General features: G+C 37.4%; 12 protein-coding genes, 20 tRNA genes, 1 other RNA gene and 1 other annotated feature. Of the genes, 30 read left to right on the top strand and 3 right to left on the bottom strand.

Going from position 1 to position 17,976, the window contains the following annotated elements; all coding sequences use genetic code 11:
- Nucleotide 1: 1 nt before the first annotated feature.
- From B8955_RS01710 to B8955_RS01850, 29 genes are all read left to right on the top strand, one after another.
- A tRNA-Val gene (locus B8955_RS01710) sits at nt 2-74 on the top strand.
- A 3-nt stretch (nt 75-77) separates the two neighbouring features.
- A tRNA-Lys gene (locus tag B8955_RS01715) sits at nt 78-150 on the top strand.
- Between the two features lie 8 nt (nt 151-158).
- Nucleotides 159-240, top strand: a tRNA-Leu gene (locus B8955_RS01720).
- A gap of 14 nt (nt 241-254) precedes the next feature.
- Nucleotides 255-327, top strand: a tRNA-Thr gene (locus B8955_RS01725).
- A 3-nt stretch (nt 328-330) separates the two neighbouring features.
- Nucleotides 331-402: transfer RNA gene (locus B8955_RS01730), tRNA-Gly, on the top strand.
- 35 nt (nt 403-437) lie between these two features.
- Nucleotides 438-523 (top strand) — tRNA-Leu (locus tag B8955_RS01735).
- Nucleotides 524-542: 19 nt separating this feature from the next.
- Nucleotides 543-616, top strand: a tRNA-Arg gene (locus B8955_RS01740).
- A 5-nt stretch (nt 617-621) separates the two neighbouring features.
- Nucleotides 622-695 (top strand) — tRNA-Pro (locus tag B8955_RS01745).
- Nucleotides 696-701: 6 nt separating this feature from the next.
- Nucleotides 702-774: transfer RNA gene (locus B8955_RS01750), tRNA-Ala, on the top strand.
- 15 nt (nt 775-789) lie between these two features.
- Nucleotides 790-863 (top strand) — tRNA-Met (locus tag B8955_RS01755).
- 26 nt (nt 864-889) lie between these two features.
- Nucleotides 890-963, top strand: a tRNA-Ile gene (locus tag B8955_RS01760).
- A gap of 24 nt (nt 964-987) precedes the next feature.
- Nucleotides 988-1,077, top strand: a tRNA-Ser gene (locus B8955_RS01765).
- A 9-nt stretch (nt 1,078-1,086) separates the two neighbouring features.
- Nucleotides 1,087-1,159: transfer RNA gene (locus B8955_RS01770), tRNA-Met, on the top strand.
- 5 nt (nt 1,160-1,164) lie between these two features.
- Nucleotides 1,165-1,237 (top strand) — tRNA-Asp (locus tag B8955_RS01775).
- Between the two features lie 12 nt (nt 1,238-1,249).
- A tRNA-Gly gene (locus B8955_RS01780) sits at nt 1,250-1,320 on the top strand.
- A gap of 14 nt (nt 1,321-1,334) precedes the next feature.
- A tRNA-Ile gene (locus tag B8955_RS01785) sits at nt 1,335-1,408 on the top strand.
- Between the two features lie 2 nt (nt 1,409-1,410).
- A tRNA-Ser gene (locus tag B8955_RS01790) sits at nt 1,411-1,498 on the top strand.
- A 37-nt stretch (nt 1,499-1,535) separates the two neighbouring features.
- A tRNA-Glu gene (locus B8955_RS01795) sits at nt 1,536-1,607 on the top strand.
- 10 nt (nt 1,608-1,617) lie between these two features.
- Nucleotides 1,618-1,707: transfer RNA gene (locus tag B8955_RS01800), tRNA-Ser, on the top strand.
- Between the two features lie 37 nt (nt 1,708-1,744).
- Nucleotides 1,745-1,816, top strand: a tRNA-Glu gene (locus B8955_RS01805).
- A gap of 193 nt (nt 1,817-2,009) precedes the next feature.
- Nucleotides 2,010-2,939, top strand: coding sequence for a rod shape-determining protein MreC (gene mreC, locus B8955_RS01810; RefSeq protein WP_234983502.1), 930 nt, complete (start codon nt 2,010-2,012; stop codon nt 2,937-2,939).
- 1 nt (nt 2,940) lies between these two features.
- Nucleotides 2,941-3,462, top strand: a complete 522-nt coding sequence (mreD, locus tag B8955_RS01815) for a rod shape-determining protein MreD (protein WP_159444412.1) — start codon at nt 2,941-2,943, stop codon at nt 3,460-3,462.
- A gap of 338 nt (nt 3,463-3,800) precedes the next feature.
- Complete coding sequence (locus B8955_RS01820; protein ID WP_143238342.1) at nt 3,801-4,070, top strand: LPXTG cell wall anchor domain-containing protein; 270 nt, start codon at nt 3,801-3,803, stop codon at nt 4,068-4,070.
- Nucleotides 4,071-4,126: 56 nt separating this feature from the next.
- Complete coding sequence (locus B8955_RS01825) at nt 4,127-9,865, top strand: endo-alpha-N-acetylgalactosaminidase family protein (protein ID WP_084097967.1); 5,739 nt, start codon at nt 4,127-4,129, stop codon at nt 9,863-9,865.
- Nucleotides 9,866-10,001: 136 nt separating this feature from the next.
- Nucleotides 10,002-10,073, top strand: a sequence feature (ribosomal protein L21 leader region).
- Between the two features lie 16 nt (nt 10,074-10,089).
- Nucleotides 10,090-10,398 (top strand): 50S ribosomal protein L21, encoded by a 309-nt coding sequence (rplU, locus tag B8955_RS01830; RefSeq protein WP_084097968.1) that lies wholly within the window; start codon nt 10,090-10,092, stop codon nt 10,396-10,398.
- A complete protein-coding gene (locus tag B8955_RS01835) occupies nt 10,398-10,745 on the top strand; it encodes a ribosomal-processing cysteine protease Prp (RefSeq protein WP_084097969.1) in 348 nt (115 codons plus the stop codon). The genes rplU and B8955_RS01835 overlap by 1 nt, the downstream gene beginning before the upstream one ends.
- A 15-nt stretch (nt 10,746-10,760) precedes the next feature.
- Nucleotides 10,761-11,045: a 50S ribosomal protein L27 gene (gene rpmA, locus B8955_RS01840; RefSeq protein WP_084097970.1), complete on the top strand. Its 285-nt coding sequence runs from the start codon at nt 10,761-10,763 to the stop codon at nt 11,043-11,045.
- 85 nt (nt 11,046-11,130) lie between these two features.
- Nucleotides 11,131-12,156 carry a class I SAM-dependent methyltransferase gene (locus B8955_RS01845; RefSeq protein ID WP_159444414.1) on the top strand — a complete coding sequence of 342 codons (1,026 nt, stop codon included), beginning with the start codon at nt 11,131-11,133 and terminating at the stop codon, nt 12,154-12,156.
- Between the two features lie 75 nt (nt 12,157-12,231).
- Nucleotides 12,232-13,434, top strand: a complete 1,203-nt coding sequence (locus B8955_RS01850; protein WP_084097972.1) for an acetate/propionate family kinase — start codon at nt 12,232-12,234, stop codon at nt 13,432-13,434.
- Nucleotides 13,435-13,484: 50 nt separating this feature from the next.
- Here B8955_RS01850 and B8955_RS01855 read toward each other — a convergent pair whose 3' ends face one another.
- The 3 genes from B8955_RS01855 to B8955_RS01865 form a co-directional block, all read right to left on the bottom strand.
- On the bottom strand, nt 13,485-13,937 hold the full coding sequence (locus B8955_RS01855) for a universal stress protein (protein WP_084097973.1): 453 nt from the start codon (nt 13,935-13,937) through the stop codon (nt 13,485-13,487).
- Between the two features lie 87 nt (nt 13,938-14,024).
- Nucleotides 14,025-14,212, bottom strand: a non-coding RNA gene (gene ssrS / locus B8955_RS01860) — 6S RNA.
- 44 nt (nt 14,213-14,256) lie between these two features.
- Complete coding sequence (locus B8955_RS01865) at nt 14,257-15,528, bottom strand: replication-associated recombination protein A (protein ID WP_084097974.1); 1,272 nt, start codon at nt 15,526-15,528, stop codon at nt 14,257-14,259.
- A 171-nt stretch (nt 15,529-15,699) separates the two neighbouring features.
- Between B8955_RS01865 and gshAB the strand changes: the two genes are divergently transcribed.
- Entirely contained in the window at nt 15,700-17,970 is a 2,271-nt protein-coding gene (gene gshAB / locus B8955_RS01870) for a bifunctional glutamate--cysteine ligase GshA/glutathione synthetase GshB (protein ID WP_084097975.1), read from the top strand.
- The last annotated feature ends 6 nt before the right edge of the window (nt 17,971-17,976 follow it).

A 17,976-nucleotide genomic window follows, 5' to 3' on the forward strand; every position in this document is an offset into this window, starting at 1 on the left:
TGGAGAATTAGCTCAGCTGGGAGAGCGTCTGCCTTACAAGCAGGATGTCGGGGGTTCGAACCCCTCATTCTCCATATGACTCGTTAGCTCAGTTGGTAGAGCAACTGACTTTTAATCAGTGGGTCACAGGTTCGAATCCTGTACGGGTCATTATTTTTGCGGGTGTGGCGGAATTGGCAGACGCACCAGATTTAGGATCTGGCGCCGCAAGGCGTGGGGGTTCAAGTCCCTTCACCCGCATTAAATATAAATTTGCCGGCTTAGCTCAGTTGGTAGAGCATCTGATTTGTAATCAGAGGGTCGAGGGTTCAAGTCCTTTAGCCGGCATATGCGGAAGTAGTTCAGCGGTAGAACATCACCTTGCCAAGGTGGGGGTCGCGGGTTCGAACCCCGTCTTCCGCTTAGCCTAAATGGCTAAGATATATTATGATAAATAAGCCGGGGTGGCGGAACTGGCAGACGCACAGGACTTAAAATCCTGCGGTAAGTGATTACCGTACCGGTTCGATTCCGGTCCTCGGCATTATCTTTATTTATCATTTGCACCCATGGCTCAACTGGATAGAGTACCTGACTACGAATCAGGCGGTTGCAGGTTCGAATCCTGCTGGGTGCATTATCCGGGAAATAGCTCAGCTTGGTAGAGCACTTGGTTTGGGACCAAGGGGTCGCAGGTTCGAATCCTGTTTTCCCGATTATATGGGGGATTAGCTCAGCTGGGAGAGCGCCTGCTTTGCACGCAGGAGGTCAGCGGTTCGATCCCGCTATTCTCCATAATATATTTATATTGGCGGCGTAGCTCAGCTGGCTAGAGCGTCCGGTTCATACCCGGGAGGTCATGGGTTCGATCCCCTTCGCCGCTATTCAGTTCTGGTAGTTTTTGTAGCTTGGACCTTTAGCTCAGTTGGTTAGAGCAAACGGCTCATAACCGTTAGGTCGTAGGTTCGAGTCCTACAAGGTCCATATAGAATTGATTATTAATAATACGGAGGATTACCCAAGTCCGGCTGAAGGGAACGGTCTTGAAAACCGTCAGGTGGGTCAAACCACGCAAGGGTTCGAATCCCTTATCCTCCTTAATAATATCGCGGGGTGGAGCAGTTGGCAGCTCGTCGGGCTCATAACCCGGAGGTCGTAGGTTCGAGTCCTACCCCCGCAATTATAGGTCCCGTAGTGTAGCGGTTATCACGCCTCCCTGTCACGGAGGAGATCGCGGGTTCGATTCCCGTCGGGACCGTTAAAATATTATGCGGGTGTAGTTTAGTGGTAAAACTACAGCCTTCCAAGCTGTTGTCGCGAGTTCGATTCTCGTCACCCGCTTTATATTAATATATGGGCCTGTAGCTCAGCTGGTTAGAGCGTCCGCCTGATAAGCGGGAGGTCGATGGTTCGAGTCCATTCAGGCCCATTGGAGAATTACTCAAGAGGCTGAAGAGGACGGTTTGCTAAATCGTTAGGCTGCTAACGCGGCGCAAGGGTTCGAATCCCTTATTCTCCGTATATTAAATTTTATTTGATATGTATTAATTAGTTATGGCCCGTTGGTCAAGCGGTTAAGACACCGCCCTTTCACGGCGGTAACACGGGTTCGAGTCCCGTACGGGTCATTTTAAATATGGAGGATTACCCAAGTCCGGCTGAAGGGAACGGTCTTGAAAACCGTCAGGTGGGTCAAACCACGCAAGGGTTCGAATCCCTTATTCTCCGTATATTAAATTTTATTTGATATGTATTAATTAGTTATGGCCCGTTGGTCAAGCGGTTAAGACACCGCCCTTTCACGGCGGTAACACGGGTTCGAGTCCCGTACGGGTCATATTACAGGACATATAGTATGTCCTGTTTTTTTGTGCTTAAAAATAGGACAATATATTATTGTTGTTCTCAAAAATCGATTAAAAAGATAAGTAGTATAACGAAAATAAATTATTCGTTTACAAGAATTCTTAATACGTTAAAGGCTATGGGTCTGTTATAATAGAAGATATGTTAATGAACTGAAGGGAAGAGTGACATTGCGACAATTTTTTGGAAATAAAAAACTTATTGTGATCTTAGTTAGTGTCATTACAGCGTTTAGTATGATATCTTTTTCAATATTTGGACAAAATGAGACACCGAAGCCCGTTCTATGGGTGAATGATGTGACAGCAATTATCGGTAGAATTGTATCTGCTCCTACTAATTCTTTAGTAAGATTTTCCGAATCAATAAATAGTCTTGTGAATACATATGATGAAAATAAATCTTTAAAAAAACAAGTTAACTCATTAGAGGATCTAAAAGCACAAAATAAAATGCTTAAAAGTGAAAATGAAGAATTATCTGATTTATTATCATTACGTCCTTCTTTAGTAGGAAAAAATATTATTACAAGTACGGTTATCACTCGTTCACCAGATAGTTGGATTGATAATTTAACGATTGATGTTGGATCGAATAATGGTGTTGAAAAAAATATGTCAGTTATGACTGACAGTGGGTTAGTGGGGCATGTTTCAGAAGTTTCACCAACAAGTTCCAAAGTTCAATTATTATCTACTGAAAATGAACAAGTGACGCAAGTAGCGGTAAGTATTCAATTAGATGATCAAATTGTTCATGGTGTGATTAGTGGATTTGATAAACGAAATGATGAAATTATTGTGACACAAATCCCTGCTGAAGCTAAAGTGAAAAAAGGTGATACAGTAACTACTAGTGGGTTAGGTGGTGTATCACCAGAAGGATTGATTGTCGGAGAAGTTGTTGATAGCAAGAAAGATAATCATGGATTATCACAAAAGGTTACAATAAAACCTGCTGCTGACTTTATTGACATTCGCCATGTTATTGTCGTTATGCCTGGAGATGAAACAGAAAACACAGAGAATACAAACCAGCCTCAAGAAGTTACTGAGGATGGTAATGTTGCAACTGAAAGCGGAGAAGGTGAATAAGATGCTAAGCTATTTTAAACAAAGCATTTTATTGCCATTATTGTTAATATTTTTGCTTTTATTTGATGGGAGTTTGATTGTTCTCTTATCTTATATGCTATCTAATGTGCCGTATATTATTTCAAGTGGTTTATTAGTGATGTCATTAATTCTACTAACCATTTATTTACCGAATACGACGTCGTTATTTTATTGGAGTTTTGTTGTAGGATTTATCTATGATACGTTTTACACAAGTATCATTGGGATTAATTTATTTGCTTTTCCTGCAATTATATTAATAACTCAATATATAGCAGGGAAATTACCACTTAATTTCTATAGTATATGGTTTTATGTATTAGTTTTATATACCCTGTATCATCATGTGATTTATCTCTTATATCGCTTACTAGATATTAATCAAAATACATTAGCAACGTTTTGGTCAGTTTACTTTTTACCATCTTTATTATTTAATGGTTTGATGGCTTTCTTATTAATTTGGCTTATTCGACAATTCGTTCTATTTATAAATAAATAATTTTCTGATTTAAAGGACTGGAAGTGCACTTACTTCTGGTCCTTTTTTATTATCGGTTTTAATAAAAAACGGTTTTCAATGAAAGAGCTTACTAATTTTTTAATTTGTTATATTAAATCTATTGACATATTTTGTAAGCGCTATAGTATAGTTAATATAATAACTTTTTTCTAGAGAAAAAGTTTGTAAATTTTAAGGAGCCGACGCATATAAAAAGGGTAATTTAAGAGTCAGAAGAACCAGGTCATCCTATCAGACCTGACCGCGAAGACGACCTGAAAGAGCTAGAAGCTTTTCAGGGTAATAACCATTCAGAACAAGATATTCCTTCAGGAGAAGTGATTACAACCGATAATATGCAAATCATTATTCCTGATATGACTATTGATCACAATAAACCATTAGAGGAGGCGAATATTGAAAAATTAAATGTACCTCAAGAGCAGGCCAGTCATTCTGATTACTTAGTAAACAATGATAATGCAAGTAATCAAACAGCTGAACGTTTGCCGGAAACCGGACAACAAACTAATTGGTGGTATAGCTTAGTGGCATTAATAACAGGTATTAGATTATTTAATTATAAAAAACGTCGACAAGGCGATTAATTTTTTTGAAAATGATGTAAGCGGTACAAAAGTAGTTATATATGAAGGAGAATTAGATGGATTCGAAATTGAAAATTCCAATGTTTAAGCAATCATTAACAGTTACTTTCAGTGTAGCGGCTAGTGTCTTGTTATTTGCAAGTAACGATTCACAAACTGCTCAAGCAGCAGAAGTCGATGAAACAACACCAACTTCTACCTTAGTTCAAGAGGATAAACAAGAAGTGCCTGTTGAAGAATCTAATGAAAAAACTGAACCAGTAGCAGAAACAGCAGAAGTTGCTGAAGAACCAGTTGAAGAAGGTCAACCAGAAGAATTAACCGATACTGTTGCTGAATCAGAAGAAACACCAGCAGCACCGACAAATGAAGGTGGCAATCAACCAGCAGCAGAAGAAACAACTGATGATGTAGCAGATACAGAAGAAGTAGAAAACACACAACCAGAAGCTAATGAAGCGACAGAAGCAGTGGATGCCGAAGAACAACCAGCAGAAGAAAATCCGAGCGAGGATGCAGAAGAACCTGAAGAGGAAACAAACGAAACGGAATCTAAAGAGGTTGAACCAGATTGGAAATTAGCGTCTAAAGATGGTGAAAATGCGGTTATCGAATTAGAAGGTGTTCGCTATAATGTGGTTGCTTCTAACGATAAAAATAATAATGGCAATAACGCTGCCTTATTTGAAAAAGAAGGATTGGAAACTAACGAAGATGGGTCAGTTTCTGTGCATCTTAAATTCTTAGATGTTTCTGCTCCTGGTCAAAGCCGTTTTGGTGCCTTTCTAAAATATGGCGATCCAAATAATCATATCTTTGTTGGTTATGACCAAGGTGATTGGTTCTGGGAATACAAACTAGATGGTAAAGGTGATTACTTACGTTCAAATCGTAAAGCAGCACCTAAAACTTTAGAATCTAATGATTTATTGATTTCATTAAAAGCGGATGGCCAGTTAAATGCTGAAAACAATGGTACGGCAGTATTTGATACCGTAAATATTCCGACAAATGTGATGGAAGCATTAAAAGATAATAAAAAAGTTTATCTAAAAGCCGGAAGCTTCCAAGATCAATCCACTCAAATTTTTGTTGTTGCGGATAATCAAGAAGGCGTTTCTCAAGATCCAACTGAAAGAGAGCCTGAAGAAGGTCCAGAAGTTAACGATCAAGATGTGGTTTATGATGAAATTACAGATGGCAAACTAACAGCAAAAATCGATACAGCTTTCCCACGTGTAGCTGAATTCGAATTTGAAGGTGATATTTTACCTGGCCAAGTCAATAAAATTGATTCTGTGAAAATTAATGGCCACGAAATTAAACCAGATGTCACTTATAACAAAATTGACGATAAAACAGTTGAATATCAATTTGATATTAAAGATCCAGAAAACTTCATTGATGCGGAAATGATTGTTCAATTGAAAATTGCAAATGGTAACTTCCACTTTGATGTGACAAATATTACTAACCGAAATAATATTGCTTATGGTGAAAAAATTGATAATCCTGAATTGTTATTAACGACAATTGAATTCCCAGGTAACTATTTAGTTGCTGTCTCAAGTGATGATGAAGATGCGGCTTTTGATGGCGCACGGATGTCTACAAATACGCATCAATCTGGTGATGTTCACATTGATGTAACCAATCCAATGCTAAATAATTTTCCTGAAGGATATATGTATGGATTTGTTTCTAATGATAAATTAGCAGCTGGTGTGTGGTCTAACTCTCAATATAACTTTGGTGGTGGAGCTAATGACTATACCCGTTTACAAATTGATAAACAAACAGTAGGCCATACGAATTATATTGGTATCGGTGCTACACCTTTCATCTATGAAAAACAATATAAAGGGTTAGTTTACGATAAAGAAACGTTAGACTTACCTTCAGCAACCGTTACTTTTGCTAAAGACGAAAATAATGATGGACAAGTTGACTGGCAAGATGGAGCGATTGCTTACCGTGACATTATGAATAATCCAATGGGTTGGGAACGTGTTCCTGATTTAGTTGCATATCGTATCGCGATGAACTTTGGTTCACAAGCACAAAACCCATTCTTGAAAACGTTAGATGGGATTAAACGGGTTTTCTTACATACAGATGGTTTAGGACAATCTATCTTACTTAAAGGTTATGGTAGTGAAGGTCACGACTCTGGACACTTAGATTATGATGATATTGGTCAACGTATTGGTGGCGCTAAAGACTTTATTCTATTAGGTGAAGAGGCTAAGAAATATGGTGCTGACTTAGGTATTCATGTGAACGCTTCTGAAACTTATCCAGAATCTGACTACTTCACGCCTGATCGTTTACGTAAAAATGCTGACGGTTCTTATAATTATGGTTGGAACTGGTTAGACCAAGGGATTAATATTGACGCTGCTTATGATTTAGGTCATGGACGTCGTGAACGTTTTGAAGACTTATATGAAGAAATTGGCGAAGCCATAGACTATATTTATGTGGATGTTTGGGGGAATGGTCAATCAGGTGATAATAATGCTTGGATGACTCATCAATTAGCCAAAGAAATTAATGAATTAGGCTATAACGTAGCCTTTGAATGGGGCTATGCTGGTGAATACGACAGTATCTTCCAACATTGGGCAGCCGATTTAACTTATGGTGGCTATAGTCTAAAAGGTATCAACTCTAATATTGTTCGCTTTATCCGTAACCATCAAAAAGATTCATGGGTTGGTAATTATCCACAATATGGTGGTGCGGCAGTTAATCCACTACTTGGTGGTTACAGCATGAAAGACTTCGAAGGATGGCAAGGACGTAGTGACTATATTGGTTACATTAAAAACTTATTCGAAGTCAATATTCCAACTAAATTTGTCCAACACTTCAAAGTCATGAAATGGATTGATGGGGAACCAGTATTAATGTCGGATAATGGGGAAACTTATCAATGGACACCTGAAATGGAAATTCATTTACAAGACGATAATGGTCGCGAACTAAAAATTTACCGTAAATCTAATGATGTTAACGATCCAGGATATATGCAACGAGTAATGACGTTAGATGGCCGCGTTATTTTAGATGGTTCAGCATACTTAATGCCATGGAATTGGGATGCCAACGGTAATGCGTTATCTGATAATGAAGAAAAACTTTATTACTATAACACTAAAGCTGGAGAAACAACATGGGAATTACCAGCTGAATATCAAGGAAAAGATTTATATCTCTATAAATTAACCGATACTGGTAAACAAGATGAAACTGTTATCCGCGCTACTGATGGTAAAATCACATTAGATCTTGATGCGGAAACACCATATGTGATTTATTTAGCTCCACAAGAAAATGAAACTGTTTCTTATGGTGAATTCTCTCATATAGTAAACCCAGGATTTAATGCGGTTAACTTAGATGCATGGGATGTAACCGGTCAAGCTGAAAAAGCTGATGTGGTTTATTCTCAAGGTTATAACCCAATGCTAGCTATTGGAGATAACGATGAAGCTACTCATGTGAGTCAAAAATTAACAGGACTAAAACCAAATACGAATTATGCCGTTTATGTTGGTGTCGATAATCGTTCTGATGCTAAAGCCAGCTTAAGCGTAACAGTTGATGGCGAAACATTGACTCAAAGTACTGATAAATCATTTGCTAAAAACTATATTCAAGCCGATGCTCACAATACTTTGAAACAAAATGCCACAGTGGACGATGTTTCTTACTTCCAAAATATGTATGTCTTCTTTAATTCCGGAGACAATCCAGATGACATTGTTTTAACATTGAGTCGTGAAGCAGGTAAAGATTTATCATACTTCGATGATGTTCGTATCGTTGAAAATGATGCTAAATTATTCGATGGTAGTCATAATACCGATAAAGATGCAACAGTCTTCTTCCAAGACTTTGAAGATGTCGCTCAAGGTATCTATCCATTCGTAGTATCTGAAATTGAAGGAGTACAGGATAATCGAACTCACTTAGCTGAATTAAATGATCCTTATACTCAACGTGGATTTAATGGTAAAGTCATTGCGGATGTTATTGATGGTAAATGGTCAGTAAAAACGAATGGATTAACCGGACGAAATAAATTGGTTTACCATACGATTCCACAAACGTTCTATTTTGAACCTGGTGAATTATACGAAATTTCCTTCGATTATGAAGCTGGTGCAGATGGAACATATGCGTTCGCAATTGGCGATGGGGAAAATGGTATTGGTAATTTAGACTTAACACCATTGAATAATACATGGAAAGATAGCGATTCTGCCAAAACATTCAAAATACAATTAATGGGTAGTGAAAGTGGTAAAACATTTATCGGTATCTACTCAACAGGTAAAGAGGCAGACTTAAATGGCACATCAGGAAACCACGCTAACTTCCAATCATATAATGACTTCATGCTAGATAATCTACGCATTGAAAAAGTAACGATGACACCAGAATTGTTGAAAGGTATTGTATTAGATAACGTCAAAGATGTATCAGATATTTATACACCGGAAACTGTTTCAGCATATGCAGCAGCTGTTCAAGCCGTCATCGATGCAAATCCTGAAACTATCAGCTTAGAAGAGATGCGCGAATTGGCAAATGCGGTGACAACAGCAGAAAACAATTTAGCCACTCAAAAAGCGCATCTAACGATTGACGATATGGCTCATTTAGAAGCTAACTATCAAGGTGGTTCCGGTATTGAATTGGCATTTGATGATAAATTAAATACCATCTGGCACTCATCATGGGCTGGAGATGGTGTTGGTAAACCAGTTATTATGGAATTAAATGAAGCGACACCAATAAAAGGCTTTGAATATATTCCAAGACAATCAGGCGCTAATGGTCGAATTCAAGACGGAACGATTACAGTTATTGACGCTGATGGTGAAGAACATGAATTCACATTTAGTGATTGGGCAAATGACGCTCAAACTAAAGTGGTTGATTTTGATGGTGTCATTAATGCTACAAAAGTGGTCTTAGTTCCAACGGCTACTTATGGAGGCTCAGAAGCTGAAATGAATAAATTTGCCTCAGCGGCAGAAATTCATTTATTAATTCCTACTGAAGTTAACGAAAGTGATACAGCTGCTGGCTTTGTCGAATCATTAGGAAATTATGAAAATGAATATGGTACTGATCAATTTGCAGGTATTCGCCAAAGTTACGAATTATTGGCTGCTAACCATTTATTAACAGATGGCACTGTTGAAACCTTAGAAACTCAGTTATTAGCTAAAGTAACGGATATTGTTAGTGGTGGCGGAACTGAACAGCCAGAAGAACCAACTGAACCATCAATTGGCAGTGAATACGTCGAAGATCCATATGTTGATGGAAAAGACGTTGTCGAAAAAGATTTAACAGATGAACCAGCCAAAGGTGAAAGTGGCAGTGAATACGTCGAAGATCCATATGTTGATGGAAAAGACGTTGTCGAAAAAGATTTAACGGATGAACCAGCCAAAGGTGAAAGTGGCAGTGAATACGTCGAAGATCCATATGTTGATGGCGATGAAATCATAGAAAAAGATGTGACCGTTCAATCAACTGACCATCTTGGAAGTGAATCAATGGACTTACAATCAACAGAGTCTAATGATGATACGATGACTGAAGCAGACAATGCGATGGCCACAGAAGATATTAAAGTAGACGCAACTGGTGAAGGTCAAGTTGGCGAAGATAAATCACTCCCTCAAACTGGAGCTACAGCAGGAACACTTCTTGGAGGTTTAACTGCGTTAGTTTCTGGACTAGGTTTATCTTTCAAAAAAAGAAATAAAAAATAAATCTAAGTAAAATAGTCTTAAACTACCGTAACAGAGCTTAACAGTTGTTAGGCTCTGTTTTATTGGTATTAATACAAGAAAAAGTTGACTGTAATTAGATATAATGATAGAATATTATCTGTTGTATTGTGTGAGCACCACACTACAACCGCTCAAAGATAAGTTTAAGACTCATAGAGCACTTATCATGGCGAGTCTAAGTCTATTAAAGGAGGTGCAGTTTAATGTACGCAATCATTAAAACTGGTGGAAAACAAGTTAAGGTTGAACAAGGACAAGCAATCTACGTTGAAAAACTAGAAGCTGAAGCTGGAGACAAAGTAACTTTTGATGAAGTTGTATTTGTCGGTGGTGATTCAGTTAAAGTAGGTTCTCCTGTCATTGAAGGAGCATCTGTTGTCGGTACTGTTGAAAAACAAGGTTTACAGAAAAAAGTAACAACTTTCAAATATAAACCTAAAAAAGATAGTCACCGTAAACAAGGACACCGTCAACCATACACTAAAGTAGTTATTGACGAAATTAATGCTTAATGATTAAAGCAATATTTCGTATGAATGAAGCACAAGATATTGTAAGTTTTGAACTTAGTGGCCATGCTGGTTCAGGTCCGTATGGTGAAGATATCGTTTGTGCAGCAGTTTCGGTAGTCGTTATTGGTACAATTAATAATATTGAACGACAAACGGCTATCACGCCTCTCGTTTCAATCGATGAAGTGAATGAAGGCTATATTTATATGGAATTGCCGGAAAGTATGCAAGAAGTGGATCAAGAAACTAGTCAAATTTTATTAAAAGGTTTATATGATATTTTAAGTGAGGATTTAGCTAGTGAATATCCACAGTTTCTTGAGGTGCTTACCGAGCCTATGAAATAAGAGGAGGTTACCTACATGTTAAAAATGAATTTACAATTCTTCGCCCACAAAAAAGGTGGAGGTTCAACTGCTAACGGTCGTGACTCTCAAGCAAAACGTTTAGGTGCTAAACGTGCTGATGGTCAAGCTGTATCAGGTGGTTCAATTTTATACCGTCAACGCGGAACTAAAATTTTACCTGGTGTAAATGTTGGCCGCGGTGGCGACGACACTTTATATGCTAAAATTGATGGTGTCGTTCGTTTCGAACGTAAAGGACGCGATAAAAAACAAGTTAGCGTTTATCCTGTAGAAGCATAAGATAACGTTCAAAAAGGCAATGTCAGATTTCGATATGACATTGCCTTTTTTCTATCATAAAAGAGGTTATGAAAAGAGGGTAGAAATGGCAGTAGATTACTTAAAAGCAACTTATGATATTATTCATGAATCCAATCAAACATTGATGGGAGCTCTTGACGAAACTTATATTGAAGCACTTTTTGAAACGTTACAAAATTTAGTCACTCAACAGGTACAACAAATTGATGGTGAGCCAAGTGACGATGTTGTCGAAACATTAACGAAACGTTATCAATCCCTTGATTGGTCAAAAGTTGATGCTGAAACGTTTAGAAAGGCGTTTCAAATGTCTTTCCTTCAAGTAGATCGTTATGATCAGTTACCGGCGAATTATCAAATGACTCCAGAAGCCATTGCTTTATTAATGGGATATTTTGCTGTTAAAGTTTCACAAACGAGTACTCAATCTGACACTCTTTCAGTATTCGACCCAGCGTTTGGGACAGGAAACTTATGGAATATCGTTCAAAATGAGTTATTAAAAAATGGGCGACGTGTTGAAGGATTCGGCTATGATAATGATGAATTATTATTAGATATTGCCGATCAAAGTCTACAACTGATGGGATTAGCACCACAGTTATTTCATGGTGACTCCTTACAAAATTTATATATTTCACCAATGGATCTTATTGTTAGCGACTTACCGGTAGGCTATTATCCTATTCAACAAAATCTGAATGACTTTAAAACAGCTTTTACAGACAATGAGAAATCACTACCTTATACGCATTATTTGATGATTGAGCAAAGTTTACGTTATTTAAAACCTGGGAAATGGGGATTATTCTTAGTACCAGCTGATTTAACTAATGACCAACATTTTGTCGATTTAATTAAAGGAATTAATCATTATGGTTATTTCCAAGCATTTCTTGAATTGCCTGAAAATCTATTTCGTCACCAGTCCGGTCGTAAAGCGATTTTGATGGTTCAAAAAGCTGGAAACCAAGCAAAACAAGCAGAGCCAGTATTAGTCGGAGAAATCCCAGATTTAAAAGCTATTGAACAAATATCTCAATTTATTGATAGTTTTGATCGTTGGTTAACAGATATTACCAAAGAATAATCTATTTTCTAGGTACTTACTACAATCAATGTTATAATGACGACACCAAATAATTTAAATTTAAGGAGCGAAATTATGTCTAAAGTAATTGCAGTAAATGCAGGATCTTCAAGTTTAAAATTTACAATTTTTGAAGTTCCTAGTGAAGAAGTTGTATCTTCTGGATTAGTAGATCGTATTGGTATCGGTGATTCCAATATTGAAATTAAATATGGAAACGGTGAAAAATACGAAGACGTCACTGATGTAAAAGATCATGAACAAGCAATTAACTTGCTACTTGAACAATTGTTAGAGTTGCATATCATTGATAGCTATGATGAAATTGCTGGTACTGGTCATCGAATCGTAGCAGGTGGAGAAATTTTCAAAGATTCTGCCTTATTGGATGATGAAGGCATTCAACAAGTTGAAGACTTAGCAGATTTTGCGCCTTTACATAATAAAGCAGAAGCTCAAGGAATTCGTGCATTCCAAAAAGTATTACCTGGAAAACCAACTGTTGGAGTATTTGATACGTCTTTCCATACGACGATGCCTGAAAAAGCATACTTGTATTCTATTCCAATGAAATATTATGAAGAACATGGTGCTCGTCGTTACGGTGCGCATGGTACTTCTCATCGTTACGTTGCTAATCGAGCTGCTGAATTGATGGGTAAAGATATTGAAGATTTAAAAATTATTACTTGTCACCTAGGAAATGGTGGTTCTATTACGGCCGTTGATGGCGGTAAATCTGTTGATACTTCAATGGGATTCACACCATTAGCTGGTATTACAATGGGAACACGTTCTGGAGATATTGATGCGTCATTAGTATCATATATTATGGAAAAAGAAGGTATTTCTGATATTAAAGAAATGGTTAATATCTTAAATAACAAGTCTGGATTATTAGGTTTATCTGGCGTTTCATCTGATATGCGTGATGTGGAAAGCGCTGCTGCTGATGGTAACCATAATGCTCAAACGGCTCTAGATATTTTCTACGACCGTGTACAAAAATACATTGCTTCATATATTGCGGTAATGGGTGGTGTTGATGCGATTGTTTTCACAGCAGGAATTGGTGAAAATTCAGCTAGCACTCGTGCAGGCATCATCAATGAACAAATGGATTGGTTTGGTATTCGCTTAGATGCTGATAAAAATGATACCCGTGAAGAAGCTGAAATCTCAGCAGAAGATTCACGTGTTAAATTATTTACGATTCCAACCGATGAAGAATTGATGATTGTACGTGATACAGTTCGTTTAGGAAATATTACTGATTAACGATAATATAGTAAGAAACGCGAGGTTCTACTCAAGAATCCCGCGTTTTTCTATTGATTTTCTAAATCCGTTCGAACAATCAAAACGTCACAAGGGGCATTACGGATAACATAGGCACTAACAGATCCCATAACAATACGTTCTAAAGTGCTTAAACCAGTAGCTCCCATCATAATTAATTCACAACCACAACTTTCACTTAAATCATGAGCAATGGTTTGTTTAGGCAAACCAAACTCTAAATGAGTATAAACTTCTTTAACGCCATGTTCTTTTGCGAACGCTTCATAATCGGCTAATAGTTGTTTGGCTTGTTCGACTAATTCAATGGTATATCGGGTATCATACTTATCGCCAGTTTGCATGGTTCGAGTATCGATAACATGTGCAATATCTAAGATTCCTTCATTACGTAACGCGGCTTGAACGGCTTTTTGAAACGCTTTTTCTGCTTCGTCAGAACCATCAATGGGGACTAAAATCCGTTTATATTCTTGATACATGTAATCACTCCTATCTTAGCTCTATTATACGATAGAACCCACAAAAAAACACACGTCAAAAGACGTGTGCTAAAATAATTTTTATAAAAGAACTCCGTAGATGCCGTGTATAGTCTATCTGTATTGAACCCGTATGTTTAAGTACAGGTGGGCACCATTATTCTGCTTCAACTGTCCTCATGAAAAGGCATAGTTTCCACAGAAGTTCACGGTTCCCTAGATAGATGGTTTGTAAGGTCAACACATTAAGAGAAGCACGTACATCACAGAACTTTCTTTGTATGACTAATTATACACACTTTATAGAAAAATTCAACCATTATTGTTTATTTAAGTATTGACGGTACTGCTCTAATGCACGTTCATATTTACCAGTCTGCCCCGCTTTAAAATACTGTCTATCACGTAATGTTTCAGGTAAATAAGCTTGTTTCACCCAATGATTAGGATAATTATGTGGATATTTATAACCGACGCCATGTTTTAAATCTTTAGAGCCTTGATAATGTGAATCTTTCAAATAATCAGGGATATGACCGCCCTTACCAGCTTTAACATCGGAAATTGCGGCATCAATTGCTGAAATACTAGAATTTGATTTAGGAGATAGGGATAAATCTATCACAGCATTTGCTAAAGGAATGCGTGCTTCGGGGAAACCTAATTGCTTAGCAGCATCGATAGCTAATACTGTTCGTTCGGCTGCTTGTGGATTAGCTAATCCGATATCTTCATAAGCAATCACTAATAAGCGGCGACAAATGGTTATTAGTTCACCACCAACGATGAGCCGTGCTAAATAGTGTAGGGCAGCATTGACGTCACTCCCTCTAATACTTTTCTGGAAAGCTGATATCACATCGTAATGCAAGTCCCCATCGGCATCATGAGTGAATGCTTTTTGTTGCATACATTCTTCAGCAATTTCTAAAGTAATCTTAATTTCGCCATTTTTGTCTTTGTTCGTGGATTTGACGGCTACTTCTAATGCATTTAAGGCTGAACGTAAATCACCATTAGCGGCATGAGCGAAATGATCCAGCGCGTTCTCATTAATGGTTACAGGGTAATCTGCTAATCCTCTAGAATCATTAATGGCTTGTTGTAACCCCATTTTTATATCATCATCTGTTAGAGGATGAAGTTCAAAAATTTGCATCCGACTACGTAAAGCAGGATTCGTATTGATATAAGGATTTTCTGTCGTCGCACCAATTAAAATGATTTGGCCACTTTCTAAGTGTGGGAGTAAGAAATCTTGTTTGGTCTTGTCTAAGCGATGAATTTCATCAAGAAGCAAGACAACCGAACCACTAAATTCTGCTTCTGAAACAATAGCTTGTAAATCTTTTTTACTATCAGTAGCGGCATTTAATTTTCGAAAGGCATAGTCAGTTGATCCAGCAATGGCACTCGCAATACTTGTTTTGCCAATTCCTGGTGGACCATATAAAATCATAGATGATAATTGTTTAGCTTTAACCATACGATAGATGATTTTGCCTTCACCAATCAGGTGTTGTTGACCAATCACGTCTTCGATTTTCTGTGGGCGCATGCGATAGGCTAACGGTTGATTTTTGGCTAACATAAGTGGCTCCTTTCTAAAAATGTCGTATCACTAATCATAGCACAAATGCGAAATGAGAGCGAATTATTGTCACCTACTAGAAATAAGTGATAAAATACTAGCGAATCTATATGAAAATTCTGATAATTCCAAGCTGTAATGTATGCTTAGAATTAATAGAAGGAGACAATTATGCAAGACATCCAGACTTTTATTAAACAGCCTGAAAATAGCAAATTATTTCAACAGACGACGATTGGAATCGAACGTGAAGGCCATCGAGTAACACCAGATGGGAAACTCGCACTGACTCCTCATCCGCCAAAAATTGATGGGAGTACGTCAAGTTTCTTTATTCAACGAGATTTTGCTGAATCTCAGTTAGAATTAGTCACGCCTCCTGTACAAACGAGTAAAGAAGTCATGCAATGGCTACAAGCTATTCATGAAGTTGCGATTCGATCAGCTGAAAATGAAGAGCGCATTTGGCCATTTAGTACGCCTCCGCAATTACCAGCGGACGATGATATTTCGGTTGCACAATTACAAGATCCGAATGCGATTAAATATCGTGAATATCTAATTTCTGCCTATGGGAAACAATTGCAAATGATATCTGGTATTCATTACAACTTAGGTATGAATGATGAATTTTTACACAAATGGTACGAATATGCTCAAAGTGAGGAAGATTTTAAGCAATTTAAATCCAATTTCTTCTTACGTTTAGCGCGAAATTTCTTACGCTATCAATGGATACTCGTTTATTTATTTGGAGCAACTCCAGCAGCGCACGAAACCTTCTATAATCAACCGGATGATAAATTTGATCATCCAATTCGTAGTATCCGTAATTCTCATCTAGGTTATATTAACAAAGCAGATGTGACTTATTCATATACGAGTTTGAAAGACTATGCAAAAAAATTAGCTGCTAATGTGAAAGAAGGACGTTTAATTGCTGAGAAAGAATTCTATTCTAATGTTCGCTTAAGAGGTGGAAAAAATTCCAAAGAACTTTTGAAGAATGGTATTCAATACTTAGAATTTCGTTTATTTGATATTCAACCAGATGCAACATATGGTATTACTGCTCAAGATATTGAATTTTTCCGCTACTTTATTTTATATTTAGTTTGGATGGATACCGATAGTGATATGGATGACGTTTATTTAGGTAACCAAATGAAAACTCAAGTTGCAGAAGAAAATCCTTTTGAGCCGAGTCAATATCAGTCAGAAGGGCAACAAGTCTTAACAGATATGGAATCAATGCTAGACGCTATTCATGCACCTCAAGTGGTTTTTGATGCCTTGCATGTGATGCAACAACGGATGCAAGATTCAACGCTTACTCCCGCGGCTAGATTTTATAATCAAGCCAAAACAGATTCTCAGTTTGTCGACTTAGGAACTGAGCGAGCGGCAGAAAATTATGCTAAAGCCATGGAAATACCATATGCACTCGGTGGCTTTACGGATATGGAATTATCGACGCAACTGCTTTTATTTGATGCCATTCAACAAGGGTATGAAATTGACATTTTAGATCGCGATGATCAAATGATTCGCGTTCGTTACGGAAATCATGATGAAATTATTAAAAATAGTAATATTACTAGTCGCGACTCATATAGTGCTTTTCATGTGATGACAAATAAAGAGGTAACTAAAAAGCTATTAGCTGAAGCAGGTTATACCGTTCCTCGTAGTACAATATTTAATCAAGAGGCAACTGCAAAAGAACAACTCGAAGCGTTTACTCATCGTCCAATTGTTGTAAAACCAAAATCAACGAATATGGGGATAGGAATTACTATATTTAAAGAGGGGGCAGATTCAGAAGCGTTACGTCATGCTATCGAATTGGCGTTCTCTAAAGATGATGTGATTTTGATTGAAGATTATGTTTTTGGGACCGAGTATCGTTTCTTTGTATTGGATGGTGTAACCAAAGCCGTCTTAAAACGTGATGGCGCTCATGTAGTTGGCGATGGAAAACAAACGATACGTGACTTAGTTGCAGATAAAAATAAAGATAAGTTACGTGGTGAGGATCATCGCTCCCCATTGGAAAAAATTGCTTTAGGTAAAGAAGAAGAGACAACATTAGAAATGCAAGGATATACGTTCGATTCCATTGTAGAAGCTGGTAAAAAAGTTTATTTACGTGATAATTCAAATATTAGTACCGGTGGCGATTCAATTGATGTGACAGCCTCAATGCATTCATCGTACAAACAAATTGCTGAAGGAATGGCAAATACTTTGGAAGTTGCTATTACGGGTCTCGATTTAATTATTGATGATATGACTGAGCCAGCAACCCTAACCAATTATGCAGCAATAGAAGCAAACTTTAATCCAATGATGATGATGCATATTTATCCAGCTCAGGGTGAGAGCGTTCGCTTAACAAAAGAATTATTAGATTTCTTATTTCCTGAAAAAACAGTATTTTAGGAGGAA

This window comes from Aerococcus suis (assembly GCF_900176325.1).
Taxonomy (GTDB): Bacteria; Bacillota; Bacilli; order Lactobacillales; family Aerococcaceae; genus Aerococcus; species Aerococcus suis.

Excerpts from the sequence above, each read along its gene's own strand:
- mreD (WP_159444412.1), top strand. The coding sequence starts at position 2,941 with ATGCTAAGCTATTTTAAACAAAGCATTTTATTGCCATTATTGTTAATA.
- B8955_RS01825 (WP_084097967.1), top strand. The coding sequence starts at position 4,127 with ATGGATTCGAAATTGAAAATTCCAATGTTTAAGCAATCATTAACAGTT.
- rplU (WP_084097968.1), top strand. The coding sequence starts at position 10,090 with ATGTACGCAATCATTAAAACTGGTGGAAAACAAGTTAAGGTTGAACAA.
- B8955_RS01835 (WP_084097969.1), top strand. The coding sequence starts at position 10,398 with ATGATTAAAGCAATATTTCGTATGAATGAAGCACAAGATATTGTAAGT.
- rpmA (WP_084097970.1), top strand. The coding sequence starts at position 10,761 with ATGTTAAAAATGAATTTACAATTCTTCGCCCACAAAAAAGGTGGAGGT.
- B8955_RS01845 (WP_159444414.1), top strand. The coding sequence starts at position 11,131 with ATGGCAGTAGATTACTTAAAAGCAACTTATGATATTATTCATGAATCC.
- B8955_RS01850 (WP_084097972.1), top strand. The coding sequence starts at position 12,232 with ATGTCTAAAGTAATTGCAGTAAATGCAGGATCTTCAAGTTTAAAATTT.
- B8955_RS01855 (WP_084097973.1), bottom strand. The coding sequence starts at position 13,937 with ATGTATCAAGAATATAAACGGATTTTAGTCCCCATTGATGGTTCTGAC.
- B8955_RS01865 (WP_084097974.1), bottom strand. The coding sequence starts at position 15,528 with ATGTTAGCCAAAAATCAACCGTTAGCCTATCGCATGCGCCCACAGAAA.
- gshAB (WP_084097975.1), top strand. The coding sequence starts at position 15,700 with ATGCAAGACATCCAGACTTTTATTAAACAGCCTGAAAATAGCAAATTA.